The sequence below is a fragment of the Paenibacillus sp. strain BS8-2 genome, assembly GCF_054483835.1.
Genome location: NZ_CM137010.1, coordinates 3,809,573 through 3,828,016 on the forward strand (window position 1 = coordinate 3,809,573; position 18,444 = coordinate 3,828,016).

Genomic DNA, 18,444 nt, shown 5'->3' on the forward strand with positions numbered 1-18,444 from the left:
ACAAAATAAAGGCGGTGCAGAAGGTTGCCTCTGCACCGCTTTTATTTTGTTATTTCTGCCAAACGCGCACCCAATCGACATATGCGTATCTCGTATTGGAATCCTGCGGGTCTCCGGTCCAATCCATTCCTACATGTACGTTAAGCAGCGTATAGAGAGGCTGATTAACGAAGTTAGACGTCGTTCTGCGAAGCACGCCGTCTACATACCACTTAATTTGCGTGGCGTTCCACTCTACCCCATAGACATGGTAATCGCCTGCGAAGCTTGAAGGAGAGGTCCAGTTGCCGCCGTCACCGACATAATTGCTCGAAGAATTGATGTAGTGCTGTGTCATGTGCACCTTGAAGGGATCATTGCCCAGCACCTCCATGACGTCGATCTCGGGCGGCCATACCGCTTCGGTCTTCGTCCAGAAAGCAGTGAGGAATCCGATTCCGGGCGCAGATTTGATTCTGGCTTCCCAGTATCCATATTGCTGATTAAATTTACCATTAGTCTGAATTAAACCGGAATACCAAGTATTCCCCTCTTTATTGGCTTTGATGGCAAGTGATCCGCCGCCTACTGTCACGTTGGAGGAGCGGAGCACTTCATCACTATGATCGGCCGTATTGCCCCATGTCCAGTTGTAATTCCACTTGGTGGTATCCAGCGAGCTGCCGTTGAATTCGTCATTGAATGTCAACGTCCAGCCGGATGAGGGCCCGGAGGGCTGAGGTATGCCGCCGCCTCCCCCGGAAGTGGTCAAAGTTATGTTGTCTGCATATCCCCAGCTCCATTGTCCAGCCGTGGAGCGGTTAATGAAAATCTGAGCAGATGTGTTGCTGGAGCCGGTAGTGAAAGTAATGCTCTTCAGGGTATAGCTGGCGCTGGTCGAGGAGGTGGAAGTGGAGCTTCCGTAGTTGCGTGCGCCAATCGTAATGCTGTCTCCTGCTGCGCCTACCTTTAAGTATGCCGACACGGTATATGACGTGTTCGGGGATAGACCTGTTACGGTTTGTACGGCTTCTCTGGTTCCTGGGATGGTCATGCTGTAGCCTTGATAGGCTCCGTTATTCGTGGTGCCGATCTCATAGCCTGACCATGGAGAGAGAGTGCCATTATCGAACGTTCCATTCGAGAAGCTGCCGGCGGCATTTGCTGTTCCGGCAATCATGACCGTCGACAGCAGCATTGCTGCCGCAGTCATAAGCTTTAAGCGGGTCTTCCATGTTTTGAGATTCATCCTTTCATGCACCTCCATCATATTTGTGAATACGCTTACACACCTTGCTTGTCACCTCCTTGCGCAGGATGTTTTCAGTGTAGCGGGTGAAAATGTGGATGAAAATGGCAATTATTTAACGTGGATAGAACATTCTTAACTATTTCATTCTTTCAGGTTAAGACTGTGCCATTCAGGTTCAAATGTTGACCTACACAATAGAGGTCGTCCTCTTTACTATTATTAACGTGAAGGAGTAAACGCCTTCATAACGATGAATGCAAGAAGGAAGGGGAGTGTACATGAACGTGCAAGCAAGCAATAGCAAGCAAGGTAGACAACGCCTGAAGGTATGGATGATTTACGGATTATGCATGCTGCTTATGCTGGGCTCCTGGAATGTTGTCGCGGTATCGACCGTCCAGGCAGAGGAGGCGATGCCGGATCTCGTCATCACCGATATTATGTTGGACAAGCCTGCCTATAAGGTTGGCGACAAAGTCAAATTCCTGGTAACGGTCCATAATGAGGGCAATGCGGACGCGGGCGCGTGGTTTGGAGTCAATGTGCGCCTGAAAACCGGTGAAACCTACGACGAGAGCCAGTTCCTCGACTGGACAGGGGTCAATAGCCTTGCAGCGGGACAATCCATAACAGTGGCTACTAACGATGGATGGCTCATTACAGAACAATTGTGGGAAGAAACAGGGGGAACCTTCGAGCTGTGGGCAATGGCCGACGAAAGCTTTGGTTCCAGGGTCATTACAGAAAGCGACGAAAGCAATAATGATCTTATGAAGTCCTTCTCCCCGGCACCTTCCTTGCCGGATCTGGTTATCACGGATATTGCGCTCGATAAGCCGAATTATGAAGTGAATGACAGAGTCAAGTTTATCATTACGGTCAAAAATCAAGGTGAAGCCGATGCGACAAATTGGTTTGGCATCAACGTCAAGCTTCGGAACCAGTCCAATTTCGATAATAGTCAGTACCTGGATTGGGCAAGCGTCGACAGCCTGGCTGCAGGTGAGACGATTGTGGTCACCACTGGCGATGGCTGGGTCGTAGACCGAGAAAACTTTGAGGTCTGGGCGATGGCGGACAACAGCAATGGATACAAGGCAGTGGATGAGAGCGACGAGAACAACAATGTATATGGCGTGCCATTCGCCAAGGTATCTCAGCCCGTTGGGCCGGATAGCGGATGGACCTTAACCTTTATGGACGAATTTAACGGGAGCAGTCTGGACGAGACCAAATGGAATTATCATTGGCCTTGGGGAACGACGGCCGAGCATAGCGACGAGGTGCTGCGCGAACAAAATATTGAGGTGAGCGACGGCGCGCTAACAATCAAGGCCGATGTAGAGGATTCCCAGTGGTATTCGGGATTGATTCAGACCAACGGCAAATTCAGTCAGCAATACGGGTATTGGGAAGCCCGAATGAAAGCGGCTCCAGGCGATGGCTTCCTGACAGCCTTCTGGGCGAAGACGGAGGAGATGTGGCCGCCGGAGATCGACTTTATGGAAGTGCTTGGCAATGATCCGGATGATGTCCATATGACCCAGCACTACAGAAACGGCTCAGGCACGCATGTGCCCGACGGAGGAAGCTGGAACTCACCTTCTGACTTAACTGAGGAATATCATGTGTACGGTGCCGAATGGACGGATACCCAAATCAAGTGGTATGTGGACGGCAAGCTGAGAAGAACTACCGCCAACAATGTTGGCAAAGCGTTATATGCAGTACTTAACGTGCATGTCGGCAACGATTGGACAGGTGATCCTGCTCTTGAGGATACTGAAACAAAGACAGCACAGGTGGATTGGGTAAGGGTGTGGAAACGGAGTCAGGCCCCTGATCTGACGGTGGACAAGGTGGACATCACCAAGTCCGATTATACAATCGGAGATGCTGTTCAATTCCAGGTAAGGGTGAAGAATACGGGGGCATCCAGGGTAAACGAACAGGTGGAGATGACCTTCACGCATGTCGGAGAAACGATACCATTCCTGAGTGAGACGGTTTCACTTGACTTAGGTCCCGGACAGTCCGTTAACCTGACAAGCGGCTCTTGGATAGTAGACAGAGAGATCGTACATGTCAGGTTTGAAGTAGATGCTACTTCTGTCGTTATGGAGAGCGACGAGGAGAACAACAAGCTGCAGAGAGCAATCATGCCTTTGTCAGGCGAGCTTGTATTTTATGAAGAATTTTTGGGTGATGGCGTATACCGGAACGATTGGAATTTGGCAGAAGGCTGGTCAAGCGGAGCAGAGGCCACCTATTACGACCCGTCCATGACAGCAGTAGAGGATGGGAAGGTAGTGCTGACCGACTCCTTGCTGGCAGAGACGCCGCTCAGCGGGATGATTCATACGGCAGGCAAGGTTTCGATGCTGTACGGCCGAGTCGAGATCAAGGCGAAGCTGCTTCCGGCGGAAGGCCATGCTTCTTCTATTTCACTTATGCCGAATAAGGGGAACAGCGGAGGTGTGCCGCAAGTGAACGCTCCTCGCATCGCCTTTATACAACAGGATGACGTATTGTCCGCCAGCTACAAGCAGCTGGACTCCGATGCTGACGTGAATCAGCTGGAACAAGGGGAAGGCGAGAATTCATTCCATATCTACGAGCTGGACTGGAATCCTAACGGTCTGAGCTGGCGTGTGGATGGCGAAGTCGTTCACACCTACACGGATCAGCTTCATATTGCTGCCGACCCGATGGCGTTATTCCTGGATGGCGCGATGGAGATTGATTATGTCAAGATATACGGGTTCAATCTGGGGGATGTGCCGTCTTCGCCGCGCTTGCGAGCCTCGGACAAGACAGCTAATTCAGTTACCTTGAGCTGGCGGCAGCTGTCCGAGAGAGCGGATATTGAGAGCTACGAGATTTATCAAGACGGGAGTCTGATCAGAACGGTCGATAACGATCAGATGGAGCTTATCGTTAGCAACCTGCAGCCGGAGCAACGCTATCAGTTCGTCGTAAGGGCAATTGGAGAGGACTACAACTCCCCGCCAAGCAATGTAATTGAGGTGAAGACGGATGCCGTTACTCCGCGCAATACGAGCTGGGAGCTTGTCTGGTCCGATGATTTCGACGGAGATACGGTGGATACGGAGAAGTGGAATATTGTGGATGCGCCTTCCAATGTCAATCAGGAGCTGCAGTATTTTGCACCGGATGATGTGTATGTCGAGGACGGCAGCCTCGTCCTGCGGACGCAGAGCCGGAATTACGGGGGCAGAAGCTTTACCTCGGGCGGTGTGAATACAAAAGACAAGATGACACTGACGGAAGGCAAAGTCGAGATTAGGGCCAAGCTTCCTGAAGGACAGGGGCTGCGTGCTTCCCATTTCCTGCTCAACAATGTCTGCTCTGGCGTCGATCCTTGTATTGGCGGATGGCCGCCCGAAATGGATGTCACGGATGTATTGGGGCATCTGACGGATCAGAACAAGATGACCTACCATTATGGCGCGTGGCCTAACAATGGAGAAACCGGTTATACGCTGGTGGGCGAAGACTTCTCCGAGGATTATCACGTGTTTGCCGTGGATTGGGATGGCGACGGCATCCGATTCTATGTTGACGATATCCTGTGGCATGAAGCTAATCATGCAGAGTGGATGACGGACATACCGATGATGCTGCTGCTTAATACATCGGTTGGCGGCGTTGCATCCGGTGTGCCGGATGGTTCAACCCTGCTGCCTCAATATCATTATATTGATTATGTAAAGGTCTATGAGAAAGGAGAAGATACACCTGTCATATTGCCGACCGACACTCCGAATATGCCGGCAGAGCAGCCGCAAGCAATTCTGGAGCAAGGCGCCATTAAGGTGAAGCCTGTACTGCGTGGCGGAGAGTGGCTGGCAATTGTTCAAGAGAAGCTCATCTCGGATCTTGCTCAATTAATAGCCGGCGCACCTACACTTCCGATCAAGCTGGAGTCCGCGACGGATAGCAAGACCGTTCGACTGCAGCTGCCGATGCAAGCCATCCAGTCCATACAGGACCATGGCATTCCGTACCTGACTATTCAACATCCAAACGGCAATGTAAGGCTTTCAGTCGAATGGCTGATGGAGCAAGGCCATGCAGAAGGTCAACTGGAGTTCTCTATCTCCGGTTCATCAGCCGAATACAAGTCTGCGGATACGGTAACCACGCTGAGCACAGAGCCGAAGCTTGACGTTACACTAAGCCTTGGTGGAGTGAAACCGGAGGATATTCGATATGGCGCCGTGACCATAACAATGCCGGCGACTAAGAGCGGATTCAATGGAGAGATGGCTATCTTTTATGCAGTCAATCAGGACGGCGGGATGGAGCCGATCAAGCATAGCTGGTATGATGCTGCATCGAAGGAGATCAGCTTTTATCCGCAGCGCTTGGGTGCGTTCGAGCTAGGTGACGCAAGCCGGAATGCTTATCATGATGTGGCCAATACCGGCTGGGCTGCTGACAGCATCTATTCGCTGAGCGGCAGAGGCATTCTGCAAGGAACCGGTCAAGGGAAGTTCGATCCGGACAAAGCGCTGTCACGCGCAGAATTTGCGGCAATGCTGGCCTATTCATTTGATTTTGTAGCGTTGCAGGCAGAGACATCAGCCTTCAAAGATGTCAGTTCCGGCAGTTGGTACTATGATGCAGTCACAGCGGCGACCCAGATGGGATTGTTGCATGGATTTGAAGACGGAAGCTTCAGACCGGATCAGGCTGTAACCAGACAGGAGATGGCTGTTATGGCAGCCAGAGCCTTGAGGGCTGCCGGTTTGCAGCTGCAGTCAGAGGAGCTGCCATTTAGCGACTCCTTATTAATCGCTTCTTATGCAATCGACAGCATTTCGGCTTTGTACCGGGAGGGTGTGCTGAAGGGGATGGATGACGGCACCTTCCAGCCGGAGCATCACGCCACGAGGGCGCAAGCTGCAGTCATCGTAGACAGATTGCTGCGTCTAGGCTATAGCAAGGACATCCATGGATAAGTGACATGACGAGAGCAGCGATTCTTCAGCAATGAAGAATCGCTGCTTATTTTTAGAGGGAAAGCGGCTTGAGATAGCTGGTTGAAATCGTGCCATCTGCCTTAAAATGTTAACCTACCAAAAAAATCACAATTACATAAAATAGATTTATAGCAAGTAAACACTTTACACCAGTGTCTTGGAACGGAAAGGAAGATGAGAGAATGAGCTCGATGAAAAAGATACTGCAACAACGGTATTTGATGCTCATGTCTTTGCCCTTTATTGCATGGCTGTTTATTTTTCAGTACTTGCCTTTATGGGGCTGGGTCATGGCATTTCAGAAGTATCGACCAGGCCGTGCATTCGCCGAGCAGGAATGGGTAGGCTTCGCTAACTTCGTACAACTGTTTGCGGATGATCGTTTTTATCTGGTATTACGCAACACGCTCGCGATGAGCCTTATGAATCTGGCGGTCGGTTTTACGGTTCCCATATTGTTTGCCCTGCTGCTTAACGAGATTCGATTGATGTGGTTCAAGCGGACGATTCAAACGATTGCTTACCTGCCCCACTTTGTCTCATGGGTTATTGTGGCGGGATTGGTGACCAAGTTATTGTCCACGCAAGGCGGTGCGCTTAATGATCTTCTCCTGTTTATGGGCTGGATCGACGAGCCGATACCGTTTATGGCCAAAGAGAAGATGTTCTGGTGGGTTGTCACCTTATCCGATATGTGGAAGGAGACAGGCTGGAACTCCATTATATTTCTAGCGGCGATGTCCGGCATTGATCAGGAGCAATATGAGGCCGCGACAGTGGATGGAGCAGGAAGGATGCGGCGAATGTGGCATGTTACGCTGCCTGGCATTCGGCCTACCATTATGATCGTTTTTATCCTTTCCATCGGCTGGCTGATGAGTATCGGCTTCGAGAAGCAGTTTCTTCTCAGCAATCCGCTAGTGGTCGATTACTCCGAAGTGCTTGAGCTGTATATTTTGAATTACGGCATCAAATTGGGACGTTACTCCTTCGGTACGGCCATCGGGATATTCAATTCCGTCGTAAGTATTATACTGCTGCTCACAGCTAACTATGTGTTCAAGAAAATTACGAAGGAAAGCGTCATTTGACGCTTCGAAGAACAGGAGGGAAACAGATGCTGTCAGGCATCGGGAAGAGCTGGTCAGATCGTATATTCGACAGCTTCTTGATTCTATATATGATCATTGTTGCAGCCGCGACGTTGTATCCGTTTCTCAATGTGCTGGCCATTTCCTTTAATGATTCCGACGATACGATTCGCGGAGGCATCCAGCTATGGCCGAGGGAATTTACGCTCGACAATTACAAGTCGGTTTTCGCTTATGATTTGTTGATCACCGCCTTCCGCAACTCGGTACTGCGAACATTGCTGGGCACGATTATTGGTGTGTTTTGCGGGTCCATGCTTGCTTATGTCATTAGCCGCAGGGACTTTATCTTCCGCAAGCAGGTATCCTTTATGTTCGCCATTACGCTCTATGTTTCGGGCGGGCTCATTCCGGTATATATGCTGATGCGCGAGCTTAATCTGATTGGCACGTTTGCGGTCTACATTCTGCCTGTCATGATTAACGCCTGGAATGTGTTCGTCATTCGATCATATATGGATGGACTGCCGATCAGTCTGCAGGAATCCGCGAAGCTGGACGGGGCTGGCGATATGCGTATCTTTTGGAGCATTATTCTACCGCTATGCAAGCCGGTGCTGGCTACAATCGCGTTGTTTATCGCTGTTGGTCAATGGAACGCCTGGTTCGACACCTTCCTATACAACTCATCGCGGGACGAATGGACAACATTGCAATATGAGCTGATGAAAATATTAAGCAACACTACCGCATCGCAATCTGCAGATTCCTTCCGCAGCGGCAATGTTGAAGCATCTACAAGAGTATCGCCTGAATCGATTCGTATGGCTGTCACGATTATCGCTACCGTTCCGATATTAATCGTTTATCCATTCCTACAAAGATACTTTGTGAAGGGACTGACCTTGGGAGCAGTCAAGAGCTGAGGACGGGATTGCCAGATTCGCCTCGCGAATCTGTGAAATATATCCACATTCGATAAAGGGGAAGGGGCAACAAAGAGGATGAAGAAGCTTGGATGGAGAGTACTTGCACTGGGGACAGCAGCAACGATGATGCTGGCCGGCTGCAGCAATGGCAATTCTAATGTGTCGCCGTCGAAAGAAGTTAATCCAACGGCGACGATCAGCCCGAGTGAGAACGGAGAAGAGGCAGTAATGGAACCGATTACGCTGACAATGTTCAGTGCGGATCCCAATCCGAATTATGAAAACATGCAAAGCCCTGTTGGTCAAGAAATTACGAAACGAACAGGCGTCACACTGGATATTGAGTATCCAGTCGGCGATTTGAAGCAGAAGGTATCCATAATGGCGGCCGGTGGAGAATATCCGGATCTGATCTTCGCAAAGGGAGAATCGAATATTCTCATAGAAGCGGGCGCGCTGCTGGATTTGACCGATCTGATCGAGGAGCATGCGCCGAACTTGAAGAAGCTGTACGGCCCATACATGAAGCGATTAAGATACAGCCTTGACGATCCGTCAATCTATTACATCGGAAGCTTCGGTGTCCACAGTGAGCAGTGGGATCCGAAAACAGGCTTCGAGCTCCAGCATCGTGCTGTGAAGGCGGCAGGCTATCCCGAAATTAATACGCTTCAGGATTATGAAAAGGTTATCAAGGACTTCGTGGACAATAACCCGACGACTGACGGCAAACCGACCATCGGATTAAGTTTACTGGCAGATGACTGGCGCTTCGGCATCACAGTGACAAATCCCGCTGTGCTTGGAACGGGCGGCCCGGATGATGGCGAATGGTATGTGGACCCTAGCACCAAGAAAGCGTCGCTGCACGTTACTAGACCGGAAGAGAAGGAGTACTTCCGTTGGCTGAATCACATGAATGATATCGGCTTGCTGGACAAAGAAAGCTTTACTCAAAAATTTGATGTCTACGAGGCGAAGATCGCTTCCGGTCAGGTGGTAGGCTTGGCAGATGCACGCTGGCAGCATTGGAATGCAGAGAATCAATTGCGACAAAACGGCAAATATGACATGATGTATGGCGTATATCCAGCTACATTGACAGCGGATATGAAATATGCGGATTTCCAAACCGCCGGCTATTCGGCAGGCTGGGGGATTGGCATCTCGACAACGGCCAAGGATCCTGTTCGCGCAATCAAGTTCCTGGATTGGATGGCTTCCGAGGAAGCTCAAATCTTGAACAACTGGGGCATTGAGGGCGTTCATTACACCGTCCAGGACGGCAAACGTGTCATCTCGGATGAAGAAATGAAGAAACGTCTCGAGGACGCTGAGTATCCGAAGAAAACAGGAATCTCGGTCTACAACTATCCGTTCCCTGAGTATGGTGACGGAGCCGAGGATTCGACAGGACAGACGTTTACGATCAAGTCCCCGGAGCAAATTGAGACCAATTACACGGATGTGGAGAAAGAAGTTCTGAAACAATACGACGCCAAGCTGTGGATGGACTTGTTCCCGTCGGTCGAGGACTTCCCTGTGAAGGAATATGGCGCTGCTTGGCAAATCAATATTCCTCAGGATTCTGACGCCAATGTTCAAATGCAGCGTATTCTGGATCTTATTAAGAAACGTGTACCAGAAGCAATCATGGCGAAGCCGGATAAGTTTGACAGTGTCTGGGATTCACTGATGCAAGATATTGATAAGGCAGGTAGAGCTGAGCTTGAGGAGTCGTTTAATACGTTGCTTGCCGAGCGAATCAAGCTGTGGAATGAATAGTAGAACTGTCATTTAGCATGTACCTTCGAGGATGGCGAAGCATAAGCTTCGTCATCCTCATTTCATTTAGCAGTGAAATAAGCAGTGAAATAAGCAGTGAAAACCAATAGCGGAGTTGATCATTTCATGATGCATAACTTATCATCGGAACAATCGTCCAGTCTGGTTGACCGTTATCGGTTGTCCTTTCATTTTATGCCGGCGGCCAACTGGATGAACGACCCTAACGGACTCATCTACTTTAAAGGGTATTATCACCTTTTCTATCAGCATCATCCCTTCTCACCTTATTGGGGAGCCATGCATTGGGGTCATGCCATTAGCAAAGATGGTGTGTATTGGAGTCATCTTCCTATCGCGTTGTATCCGGACGAAAGCTATGATTGCGATGGCTGCTTCTCGGGATGCGCTGTCGACAATCAAGGCAAGCTGACACTTATATATACAGGCAATATAAACGGAGAGGATAACATTCAGTCACAATGCGCAGCACAATCTGAGGATGGCATCCATTTTGAGAAGTACAAACAAAATCCGGTTATTGGCTTCAATCCGGATGGAGATCTGTATAATTTTCGTGATCCCAAGGTGTGGATGCAGGATGGATTATGGCATTTGATCGTGGGCTCTAGTAAGGAAGGAAGAGGGAGAATCCTTTTATTTCGATCGGAGGACCTTTGTTCATGGCATTATAGCGGAGTGATGGCCGAAAGTGACGGGGACGAAGGAGATATGTGGGAATGTCCTGATTTATTCCAGATTGGGGATCATCATGTATTGATCTTGTCTCCCATGAACATGCCGGGACATCGGAACATTTGGAAGAGAGGAAGGTTTCATACGGCCACAGGACAATTTCTCACAGAAGAGTGGGGGGATCTTGATTATGGCCACGACTTCTATGCTGCGCAATCGTTCCAGGACGACCAGGGGAGACGAATTGTAATAGGCTGGATGGATTCCTGGACAGGGGACAAACCGACACAGCAGCATGGCTGGTCAGGCGCATTCACGATACCGCGTGTGATCGAGCTTGCTCCGGATGGCAAGCCTTTGTTTAAGCCTCTGCCGGAATTGCAGCAGCTAAGGCAAGCAGGGCGCAGGGATGAAGCAGGTTTGATAGCCGAGCAGATGTCGGTTACCGCTGATCTTACTTGGACTGAAGAATGTTTTGAAGTGCACATGCAATGGGTATGGACTAACAGCTCCCTGCCTACGGGTCTATTCCATGTAAGGCTTGTAAGCGATGCTGACTGCCAGGAAGAAATTTGTATGACATTCGCTCTTGATCGGAAAACCATGCATGTTGTTGTTGCGATGGACATTCTTCACGCTGAAATCGGGGATCATAAAACAAGCATATGCAAGTGTGCCATTGGACCCGAATGGTCATTCGATCTGCAACTGTTTGTAGATCGTTCCAGTATAGAACTGTTCCTTCAAGGGGGGGAAGCCGTCATAACGAACCGCATCTATCCATTAGGAAGGTATAATAGGATGCTGCTGCAATCAGTTGATGGCGAGGTTGATATGGTCCATTGGGATTGGTGGAAGCTGAAGGACATATGGATCTGACAGCAAATTCAAGCATTAGATTCCCATATCCCGTGCTATGAATATTCGATAGGGATATTCGGATATGTATAGCTATGTTATGGATCGATCTTTGGCGCCCCTATTACCCAGCTCATGACATTGACTATACGCTTATTGCTTAAGATAATGAGAGTACGTTACAGCTAAAGGACGGAGAACAGATGATAGATGCCATTAAACGTTCGTTAAAGCTGAAAATCATTTTGATCTTTATAACGGTTAACGTGTTTCTCGTAACCTTGATTGGGGCAGTCAGCTATTACGAAACGTCCAAGACGATCCGTGAAGATGTTGTAGAGATCAGCTCACAGATTATGACGCAAGCGAACATGCATTTGAATCAGATTTATTCTGATTATGACCAGTTTTTTTTGATGGTCGGCACAAGTCCGGAGCTTGTGAACTGGCTGGGCTATTCGGAAAGCCAAACCTATCTCAACTATGAAGCATATAAACGAATCGAAAACAATTATATTCTGTCCTTTTCCGCAAGACATCCCGATTTGCTGTCCATTGTCATCGCAGATGATCTTGGCAAGCAAATGAAATACGTCAAAAATTACGCTATTGATTCGAACTATGCGCTTCTAGACGAATCCTGGATCAGAGAGCTTGAGAACAGCGGCAAATTCATCCTGTTTTCACGTTGGAATGATATGTATCTCGACGTAACGGGTAAATCGGTCGCTATGCCGGTCATGACGTTCGTGAAACGTATATACTCCGGCAACAAGCAAGGATACCTCGTTGCAGATTTTTCCCTTGACCGTCCCAAACAACTCCTAAGTGAAATCAAGATAGGTGAGACCGGACATGGCATGCTGGTGGATCAGAAGGGGAATTACGCAGTCCATCCGGAATCTGTTTATTTTCAAAAACAGATGGAGCCCAAAATATGGGAGCAAATGAAGGTGAGCGAGTCCGGATCTTTTTTCGATGAAAATAAAGAACAAATTATCATTTATGATACCGTACCGAGTACAAAATGGAAATCCGTCTTTGTTGTACCATTCCATGAAGTGGCCAAAAGTATTTATACTGTTAGGGATATGACCGTCATTATTGCAGCTGTCGGTGTCAGCATCGCTATCTTGCTTGTCGTAATTGTATCCTCTTCGGTAACGAGGCGACTGTATAAGCTTAGGGAAGCTTTGAAGAAAACGCCGATGGGAAGATTTGATCATTACCTCGAAGTAAAAGGGACCGACGAGGTTGCGGATGTGGCCATAGCTTACAATAAAATGTTATCCAATTTAACGGATACGGTACAGGAATTAGCCGACTCCAAGAGCATTCAGCAGGAAGCCGTTCTATCTGCCTTGCAATCGCAGATCGACTCACATTTCCTGTACAACACCTTGGAATCTATTAATAATATGGCAGCGCTTGCCGATGCTCCGGAAATTGAGAAAGCGACCATTGCTCTTGCGAAGATGTTCCGATACTCCTCCAATTACCGCAGTGAGAGAGTGGAGCTGAAGGATGAGATTGAGCACTTGGATAACTTTATGTATATTGCCCAAATCCGATTCGGCGCCAAAGTGACGTACACCAAGGATGTGGAGGAGCAGGCGCTGACGCATCCTTGCCTGAAGGCCATCCTGCAGCCGCTCGCCGAAAATTCTATTAAACATGGCGTCTCGCGTACAGGCAAGCCTATTCATATCAAGTTAAAGGCTAAAGTATTATCGACTAACTATTTGGAAATTACGCTGGAAGATGATGGTCCGGGTTTTGATGACATGACATTTAGGGAGCTTGAACACAAATTGAATGTAATCAATGACGAGAGAAGATTTAAGAAGCTGTCCAATGTCGGTCTGTTGAACGTACATGACCGCATCCGAATGTATTATCGCAATGTCAAGGAAGCGGGATTATTTGTCGATCAACCAGCTCATCGGGGCGCCCAAATCCGAATCGTCATTCCGCTGGAAGGAGATCAACATGTATAGAGTGCACATCGTGGATGATGAAGTGTTAATTCGGCAGGGTCTTGGCAAAAAAGTCGCTTCGTTCAGCGATTCGTTCTTGCTTATGGGAGCGTCGGAGAATGGGGAAGATGCCATACAATATTTATCCAATTATTATGTCGATATCTGCATCACGGATATCAGCATGCCCATTATGGATGGGTTGACGCTGATTCAACGGATCAAGGACGATTTTCCGTGGATGGAGTGTATGATCATCTCCAGCTATGATGAATTTTCTTATGCGAGACAAGCCATTCAGCTAGGCGCCAAAGATTATATTCTGAAGCCAATCGATACGGACCTCCTCAAACAATCTTTGACCCAAACGGTGGAGACTATTGAGAAGGATAGAGTTGGCCATGCGGCTGAGCTTCTTATCAAACATATTCCCCAGAGTCGCGATATGCATCATCGATGGGTTCATTTGATTCGTTCCGTTCAGTTTGAAGCATTGCCGCTGCTTGTCGTAGATACGTTAGACATGCTGGAGAGCTGGATTGGCAACCGTTATTATTTGTTGAAGCCGTTATCAATGGCATGGCTGCATTACATTCTGGAGGATTTGAAGGATAATCGGGTGAAGCTGGCGTTGAAGGAAGGCACTGACTGGATACTGGGTGACGATCCGATTCTCCATAGCGAGGCGAGAAGATACTTCCGACTGTGTGCGGTGCGCAGGCTGGAGGAAGGCGCGCATCAGCTGTTTGATACGATGAGGGATGTTATGACTCATACAAATCGCAGAGTGATTGAGCAAGTGAAGTCTTATATCGCTGAGCGATTTGCCGAGAAGCTGAGCTTGCAGGATTTGGCGGAGGAAGTCTCTATGAGCCGTACCTATCTTGCGAATTACTTCAAGCAAGAGACCGGTATGACGATCTGGAGCTATCTGATCGAGGTTCGCATGCAGAAAGCGAGAGAGCTGCTGCTGAACAGCAATTTGAAGGGATATGAAATCGCCTTGCAGATCGGGTATGAGAACGGCACGCATTTCTCCCAGTTATTTAAGGAATATTATGGTCTGAGTCCTGTTGAATACAAAAAAAGATTGGAACGCGAGTAGCTCGCCTCAGTCGCTGCAATAAGCTCCGTGCACAATTCGTTGTGCCGGAGTTTGTTTTTTTGGCGGTCGTTTGTAGTTACATTTCATTCCCTTAACATGACCATATAAATCGGAATATCGCTGATTGAGAGCTGTAAGCGTTATCCCTACAATAGACCTATAGACATCAAACGACTATGGATAAGGAAGGGAAAGGGGAATGGGAGTGGAGCCGCAGACACCGACTCAGACACAAGCAGTAGCGCTGAACAACAAGCGCAACAGCATATGGAGATTCATGAGCATTCATAAAGCATTGTATCTCATGCTGGTTCCGGGATTACTATACTTAATCGTATTCAAGTACATTCCATTATTGGGCAGCGTCATTGCCTTTCAGGATTTTAACGTATTTAAAGGTTTTATGAAGAGCGATTGGGTAGGCTTGAGATGGTTTGAGCAATTTCTTACCTTCCCGCAGTTTACAAGACTGCTGCGCAATACATTGATTATCAGCTTCTATCAAATTATATTTGCATTCCCGGCGCCGATTCTACTGGCCGTGCTGCTTAATGAAATTCGTAAAATGGCATTCAAACGATTCGCGCAGACCGTGCTTTATTTGCCGCATTTCCTCTCTTGGGTACTCATTGGCGGTTTAAGTACGATGTTGTTCTCGCAAAATTATGGATTAGTTAATCAGCTGATCGAAACCTTTGGCGGCGAGAAGATGAACTTCCTGGTGAACAGCGAATACATCCGTACCATTATCGTCTCGACGGGGATATGGAAGGAGATGGGGTGGAGCGCTATTATCTTCCTAGCAGCGCTTGCCGGCATCAATCCATCCCTGTATGAAGCGGCGAGCATGGATGGAGCAGGAAGATTCAAGCAATTCATTCATGTGTCCTTGCCCGGCATGATGCCAGCCATTGTTATTCTGCTGTTGCTCAAAGTAGGACATGTACTGGATAACGGCTTCGAGCAGGTGTACGTATTCTTGACGCCGGCCACCTTTGAACAAGCCGATGTCCTCGATACGTTCATGTACCGCATGGGAATTAGACAGTCCATGTACAGCTTGACGACAGCTGTCGGTTTATTCAAATCAGTCGTAGGTCTCGCGCTTCTGGTGCTTGCCAACCGATTCAGCAAGAAGATTACGGGCGAAGGCTTGTATTAGGTTTATAGAAAGGTAGGCGAGTGATTCTCTATGCATTCCACGATAAAAAAAGGTTTTGGCGAAAAGGTATTTGATCTGTTTAATACGGGATTTCTGCTTCTTGTATGTCTGTCGGTGATTCTGCCGTTCATGTACATTATCGCAGGCTCGTTCAGCTCCAGCGAAGCGTTGATAAGAAACGAAGTATTGCTGTGGCCGGTTGAATTCAGTTTCGAAAATTATGATGCAGTAATGAAAAACGATATATTCTGGAGAGCGTTTGGCGTGACGATCTTTGTGGTGACGGTGGGCACACTGCTCAATATGCTTGTGACCATTCTGATGGCGTATCCTTTATCCAAAATGTGGCTCCGTGGCAGACGCTTTATTATGTTGGCTGTCATATTCACAATGATATTCCAGGCGCCGCTTATCCCGACTTATCTCGTCGTCAAGGAGCTCAGTCTGCTGAATACGGTGTGGGCGCTCATTATTCCTACAGCGCTTAGCGCCTTTAATATGATCTTGTGCGTGACGTTTATGCGATCGCTGCCCGAGGAATTGTTCGACGCCGCCAAGATGGACGGCATGTCGGAGCTCGGCATTTTGGCCAAAATCGTCGTGCCGTTGTCCAAGCCGATTATGGTAACGCTGCTGCTCTTCTACGCAGTGGGACATTGGAACAATTATTTCACTGCCCTGATGTATATTACCAAACAAGCGATCAGGCCTTTGCAGCTGTACTTATATAGTCTGATCGTACAATCCGATGTGAACGAGACGATGGCTTCGATTAGCGAATCCGCCACAACCGTGTCACCGCAAGGTCTTCAAATGGCTACCATTCTGGTATCCACCATTCCGATCGTTATCCTGTATCCGCTGCTCCAGAAGCACTTCATTAAGGGTGCCATGCTGGGTTCGGTCAAGGAGTAACCGGTATTAAGCGGCGTTCAGGCAGAGGTTCTGCCAACGCTCTTGATATACATTCAAATTTATTAACAGGGGGAACAGAAATGAACAAGAAGTTATATCTATCCATGCTGGCAGCCGTCACGGCCTTCTCCGTAACAGCATGCGCATCCGGCAACAACAATGCCAACGAAGCAGGAAACCAACCGTCTTCGACTGCGGGAGCAACAAATGCAGAACAATCAATGGAGCCGACAAAGCTGAAGATGTTTGTATCGGATTACGGCCAGCAGATTCCGCAAGGCGACAATCCAACGATTGATTTTTTGATGGAAAAAACGAACACCGAGCTGGATATCGAATATTTGCCTCATGCGGATTACACCAAAAATTTGGACATGAAATTTGCGGGCGGCGAATATCCGGACGTATACATGAACTTCGGCGGCCTGCCTAGCGCTAGCTTGATGGAAGCGGACATGGTGCTTCCACTAAATGATCTTATCGATCAATACGGCCCTAACCTGAAGAAAAACATTCCTCAAGAGGCTTGGGATGCTGTAACGGTGAATGGTCAAATCGTATCGATTCCTCAGCCGCAGGTTGGCAATGCTTCCGCTGAACGTCTCCTTTTTGTGCGTAAGGATTGGCTCGATAAGCTAGAGCTAGATATTCCTACAACATCGGATGAGTTCTACGACATGCTGGTAGCGTTCCGCGATGGCGATCCTAACGGCAACAACCAGAAGGATGAAATTGCTTTCTCGATGCGCAAAAACTTCTCATGGGGCGATAATATCTTCGGTATGTGGGGCGTAAATCCACCGCTTGGCGTATATGCAGTTTACGAAGATGAGTTGATTCATTCTGCAGCACAACCTAATACGAAGCAAGCGCTGGCCTTTATTCAAACAATGTATCAAGAGAAGCTTCTTGATCCTGATTTCCTGACGAACGAACGCGCCAACTGGGAACAGAAGATCAAGTCGGGTGTTGTCGGAGCATGGAACCATGTGGCTGAGTTTGCATGGCAATGGCAAGACGAGCTGAACAAAGCTTTGCCGAATGAGAAGCCAGAGGTCATCACGATCCCGACACCGCAAGGCATTGGTTATGACGGTCCTGTAGGACGCGTGCAGATTCCAGTCCTGAAGACGTATACACTATTCAAAACAAGCGAAAATCCGGAAGCGGTAATCAAGATGCTGGACTGGCTGCAAAGCGAAGAAGGTCAAGCCTTTACCGAGATGGGTATCGAGGGCGACACGTATACAGTAGAAGGAGACAAATATGTATACGATGCAGAGAAGGACAAGCCGAACGCTTGGCGTGATATGATCTTCAAAATGCACGGCTACAATGAAAAAATCGAGCAAACCAAGCTAAGTCTGGAAGCTGCGGCTAAGCGTAAAGCAGCATTCGAAATCGCAAGACAAGAAGGTATTCCGAATCCAGCGGTTGGTATGCCTAACAATACGATCCTCGACAACTTTGATACCAGCTTCTATGAAGTTGCAGCCAAGATCGTCTTGAACAATGATTCTACGGATCTCTTTGATCAATTCATTACAGACTGGAGAGCACAATACCCAGCTTGGATCGAAGAATCGACAAACTGGTACAACACAAACAAAAAACAATAAGTACAGAATGGGGGATCAATCGGTATCGATTGATCCTTCCTTAAAATATAGAAAAATGTAAGTGTGGAGGA

The 18,444-nt window shown here is 48.2% G+C and carries 11 protein-coding genes; 10 read left to right on the forward strand and 1 reads right to left on the reverse strand.

Translation table 11 applies throughout. The features are described from left to right. Positions 1–49: 49 nt before the first annotated feature. Positions 50–1,228: a family 16 glycosylhydrolase gene (locus ACX1C1_RS16165; protein ID WP_458953201.1), complete on the reverse strand. Its 1,179-nt coding sequence runs from the start codon at positions 1,226–1,228 to the stop codon at positions 50–52. A 281-nt stretch (positions 1,229–1,509) separates the two neighbouring features. Here ACX1C1_RS16165 and ACX1C1_RS16170 point away from each other — a divergent pair, with 281 nt between their 5' ends. From ACX1C1_RS16170 to ACX1C1_RS16215, 10 genes are all read left to right on the forward strand, one after another. Continuing rightward, positions 1,510–6,216, forward strand: a complete 4,707-nt coding sequence (locus tag ACX1C1_RS16170) for a family 16 glycosylhydrolase (protein ID WP_458953202.1) — start codon at positions 1,510–1,512, stop codon at positions 6,214–6,216. A 203-nt stretch (positions 6,217–6,419) separates the two neighbouring features. After that, positions 6,420–7,328, forward strand: a complete 909-nt coding sequence (locus tag ACX1C1_RS16175) for an ABC transporter permease (protein ID WP_458953203.1) — start codon at positions 6,420–6,422, stop codon at positions 7,326–7,328. A gap of 26 nt (positions 7,329–7,354) precedes the next feature. Next, on the forward strand, positions 7,355–8,254 hold the full coding sequence (locus ACX1C1_RS16180) for a carbohydrate ABC transporter permease (RefSeq protein ID WP_458953204.1): 900 nt from the start codon (positions 7,355–7,357) through the stop codon (positions 8,252–8,254). A 78-nt stretch (positions 8,255–8,332) separates the two neighbouring features. Beyond that, positions 8,333–10,042, forward strand: coding sequence for an ABC transporter substrate-binding protein (locus ACX1C1_RS16185; RefSeq protein WP_458953205.1), 1,710 nt, complete (start codon positions 8,333–8,335; stop codon positions 10,040–10,042). 126 nt (positions 10,043–10,168) lie between these two features. Beyond that, positions 10,169–11,617, forward strand: coding sequence for a glycoside hydrolase family 32 protein (locus ACX1C1_RS16190; protein WP_458953206.1), 1,449 nt, complete (start codon positions 10,169–10,171; stop codon positions 11,615–11,617). Between the two features lie 182 nt (positions 11,618–11,799). Next, complete coding sequence (locus ACX1C1_RS16195) at positions 11,800–13,593, forward strand: cache domain-containing sensor histidine kinase (protein ID WP_458953207.1); 1,794 nt, start codon at positions 11,800–11,802, stop codon at positions 13,591–13,593. Beyond that, a complete protein-coding gene (locus ACX1C1_RS16200) occupies positions 13,586–14,677 on the forward strand; it encodes a response regulator transcription factor (RefSeq protein WP_458953208.1) in 1,092 nt (363 codons plus the stop codon). Before ACX1C1_RS16195 ends, ACX1C1_RS16200 begins: the two co-directional genes overlap by 8 nt. A 199-nt stretch (positions 14,678–14,876) precedes the next feature. Then, positions 14,877–15,839 (forward strand): ABC transporter permease, encoded by a 963-nt coding sequence (locus ACX1C1_RS16205; protein ID WP_458953209.1) that lies wholly within the window; start codon positions 14,877–14,879, stop codon positions 15,837–15,839. Between the two features lie 30 nt (positions 15,840–15,869). Then, complete coding sequence (locus ACX1C1_RS16210) at positions 15,870–16,754, forward strand: carbohydrate ABC transporter permease (RefSeq protein WP_458953210.1); 885 nt, start codon at positions 15,870–15,872, stop codon at positions 16,752–16,754. Between the two features lie 80 nt (positions 16,755–16,834). Further along, complete coding sequence (locus ACX1C1_RS16215; RefSeq protein ID WP_458953211.1) at positions 16,835–18,373, forward strand: extracellular solute-binding protein; 1,539 nt, start codon at positions 16,835–16,837, stop codon at positions 18,371–18,373. Positions 18,374–18,444: the final 71 nt, after the last annotated feature.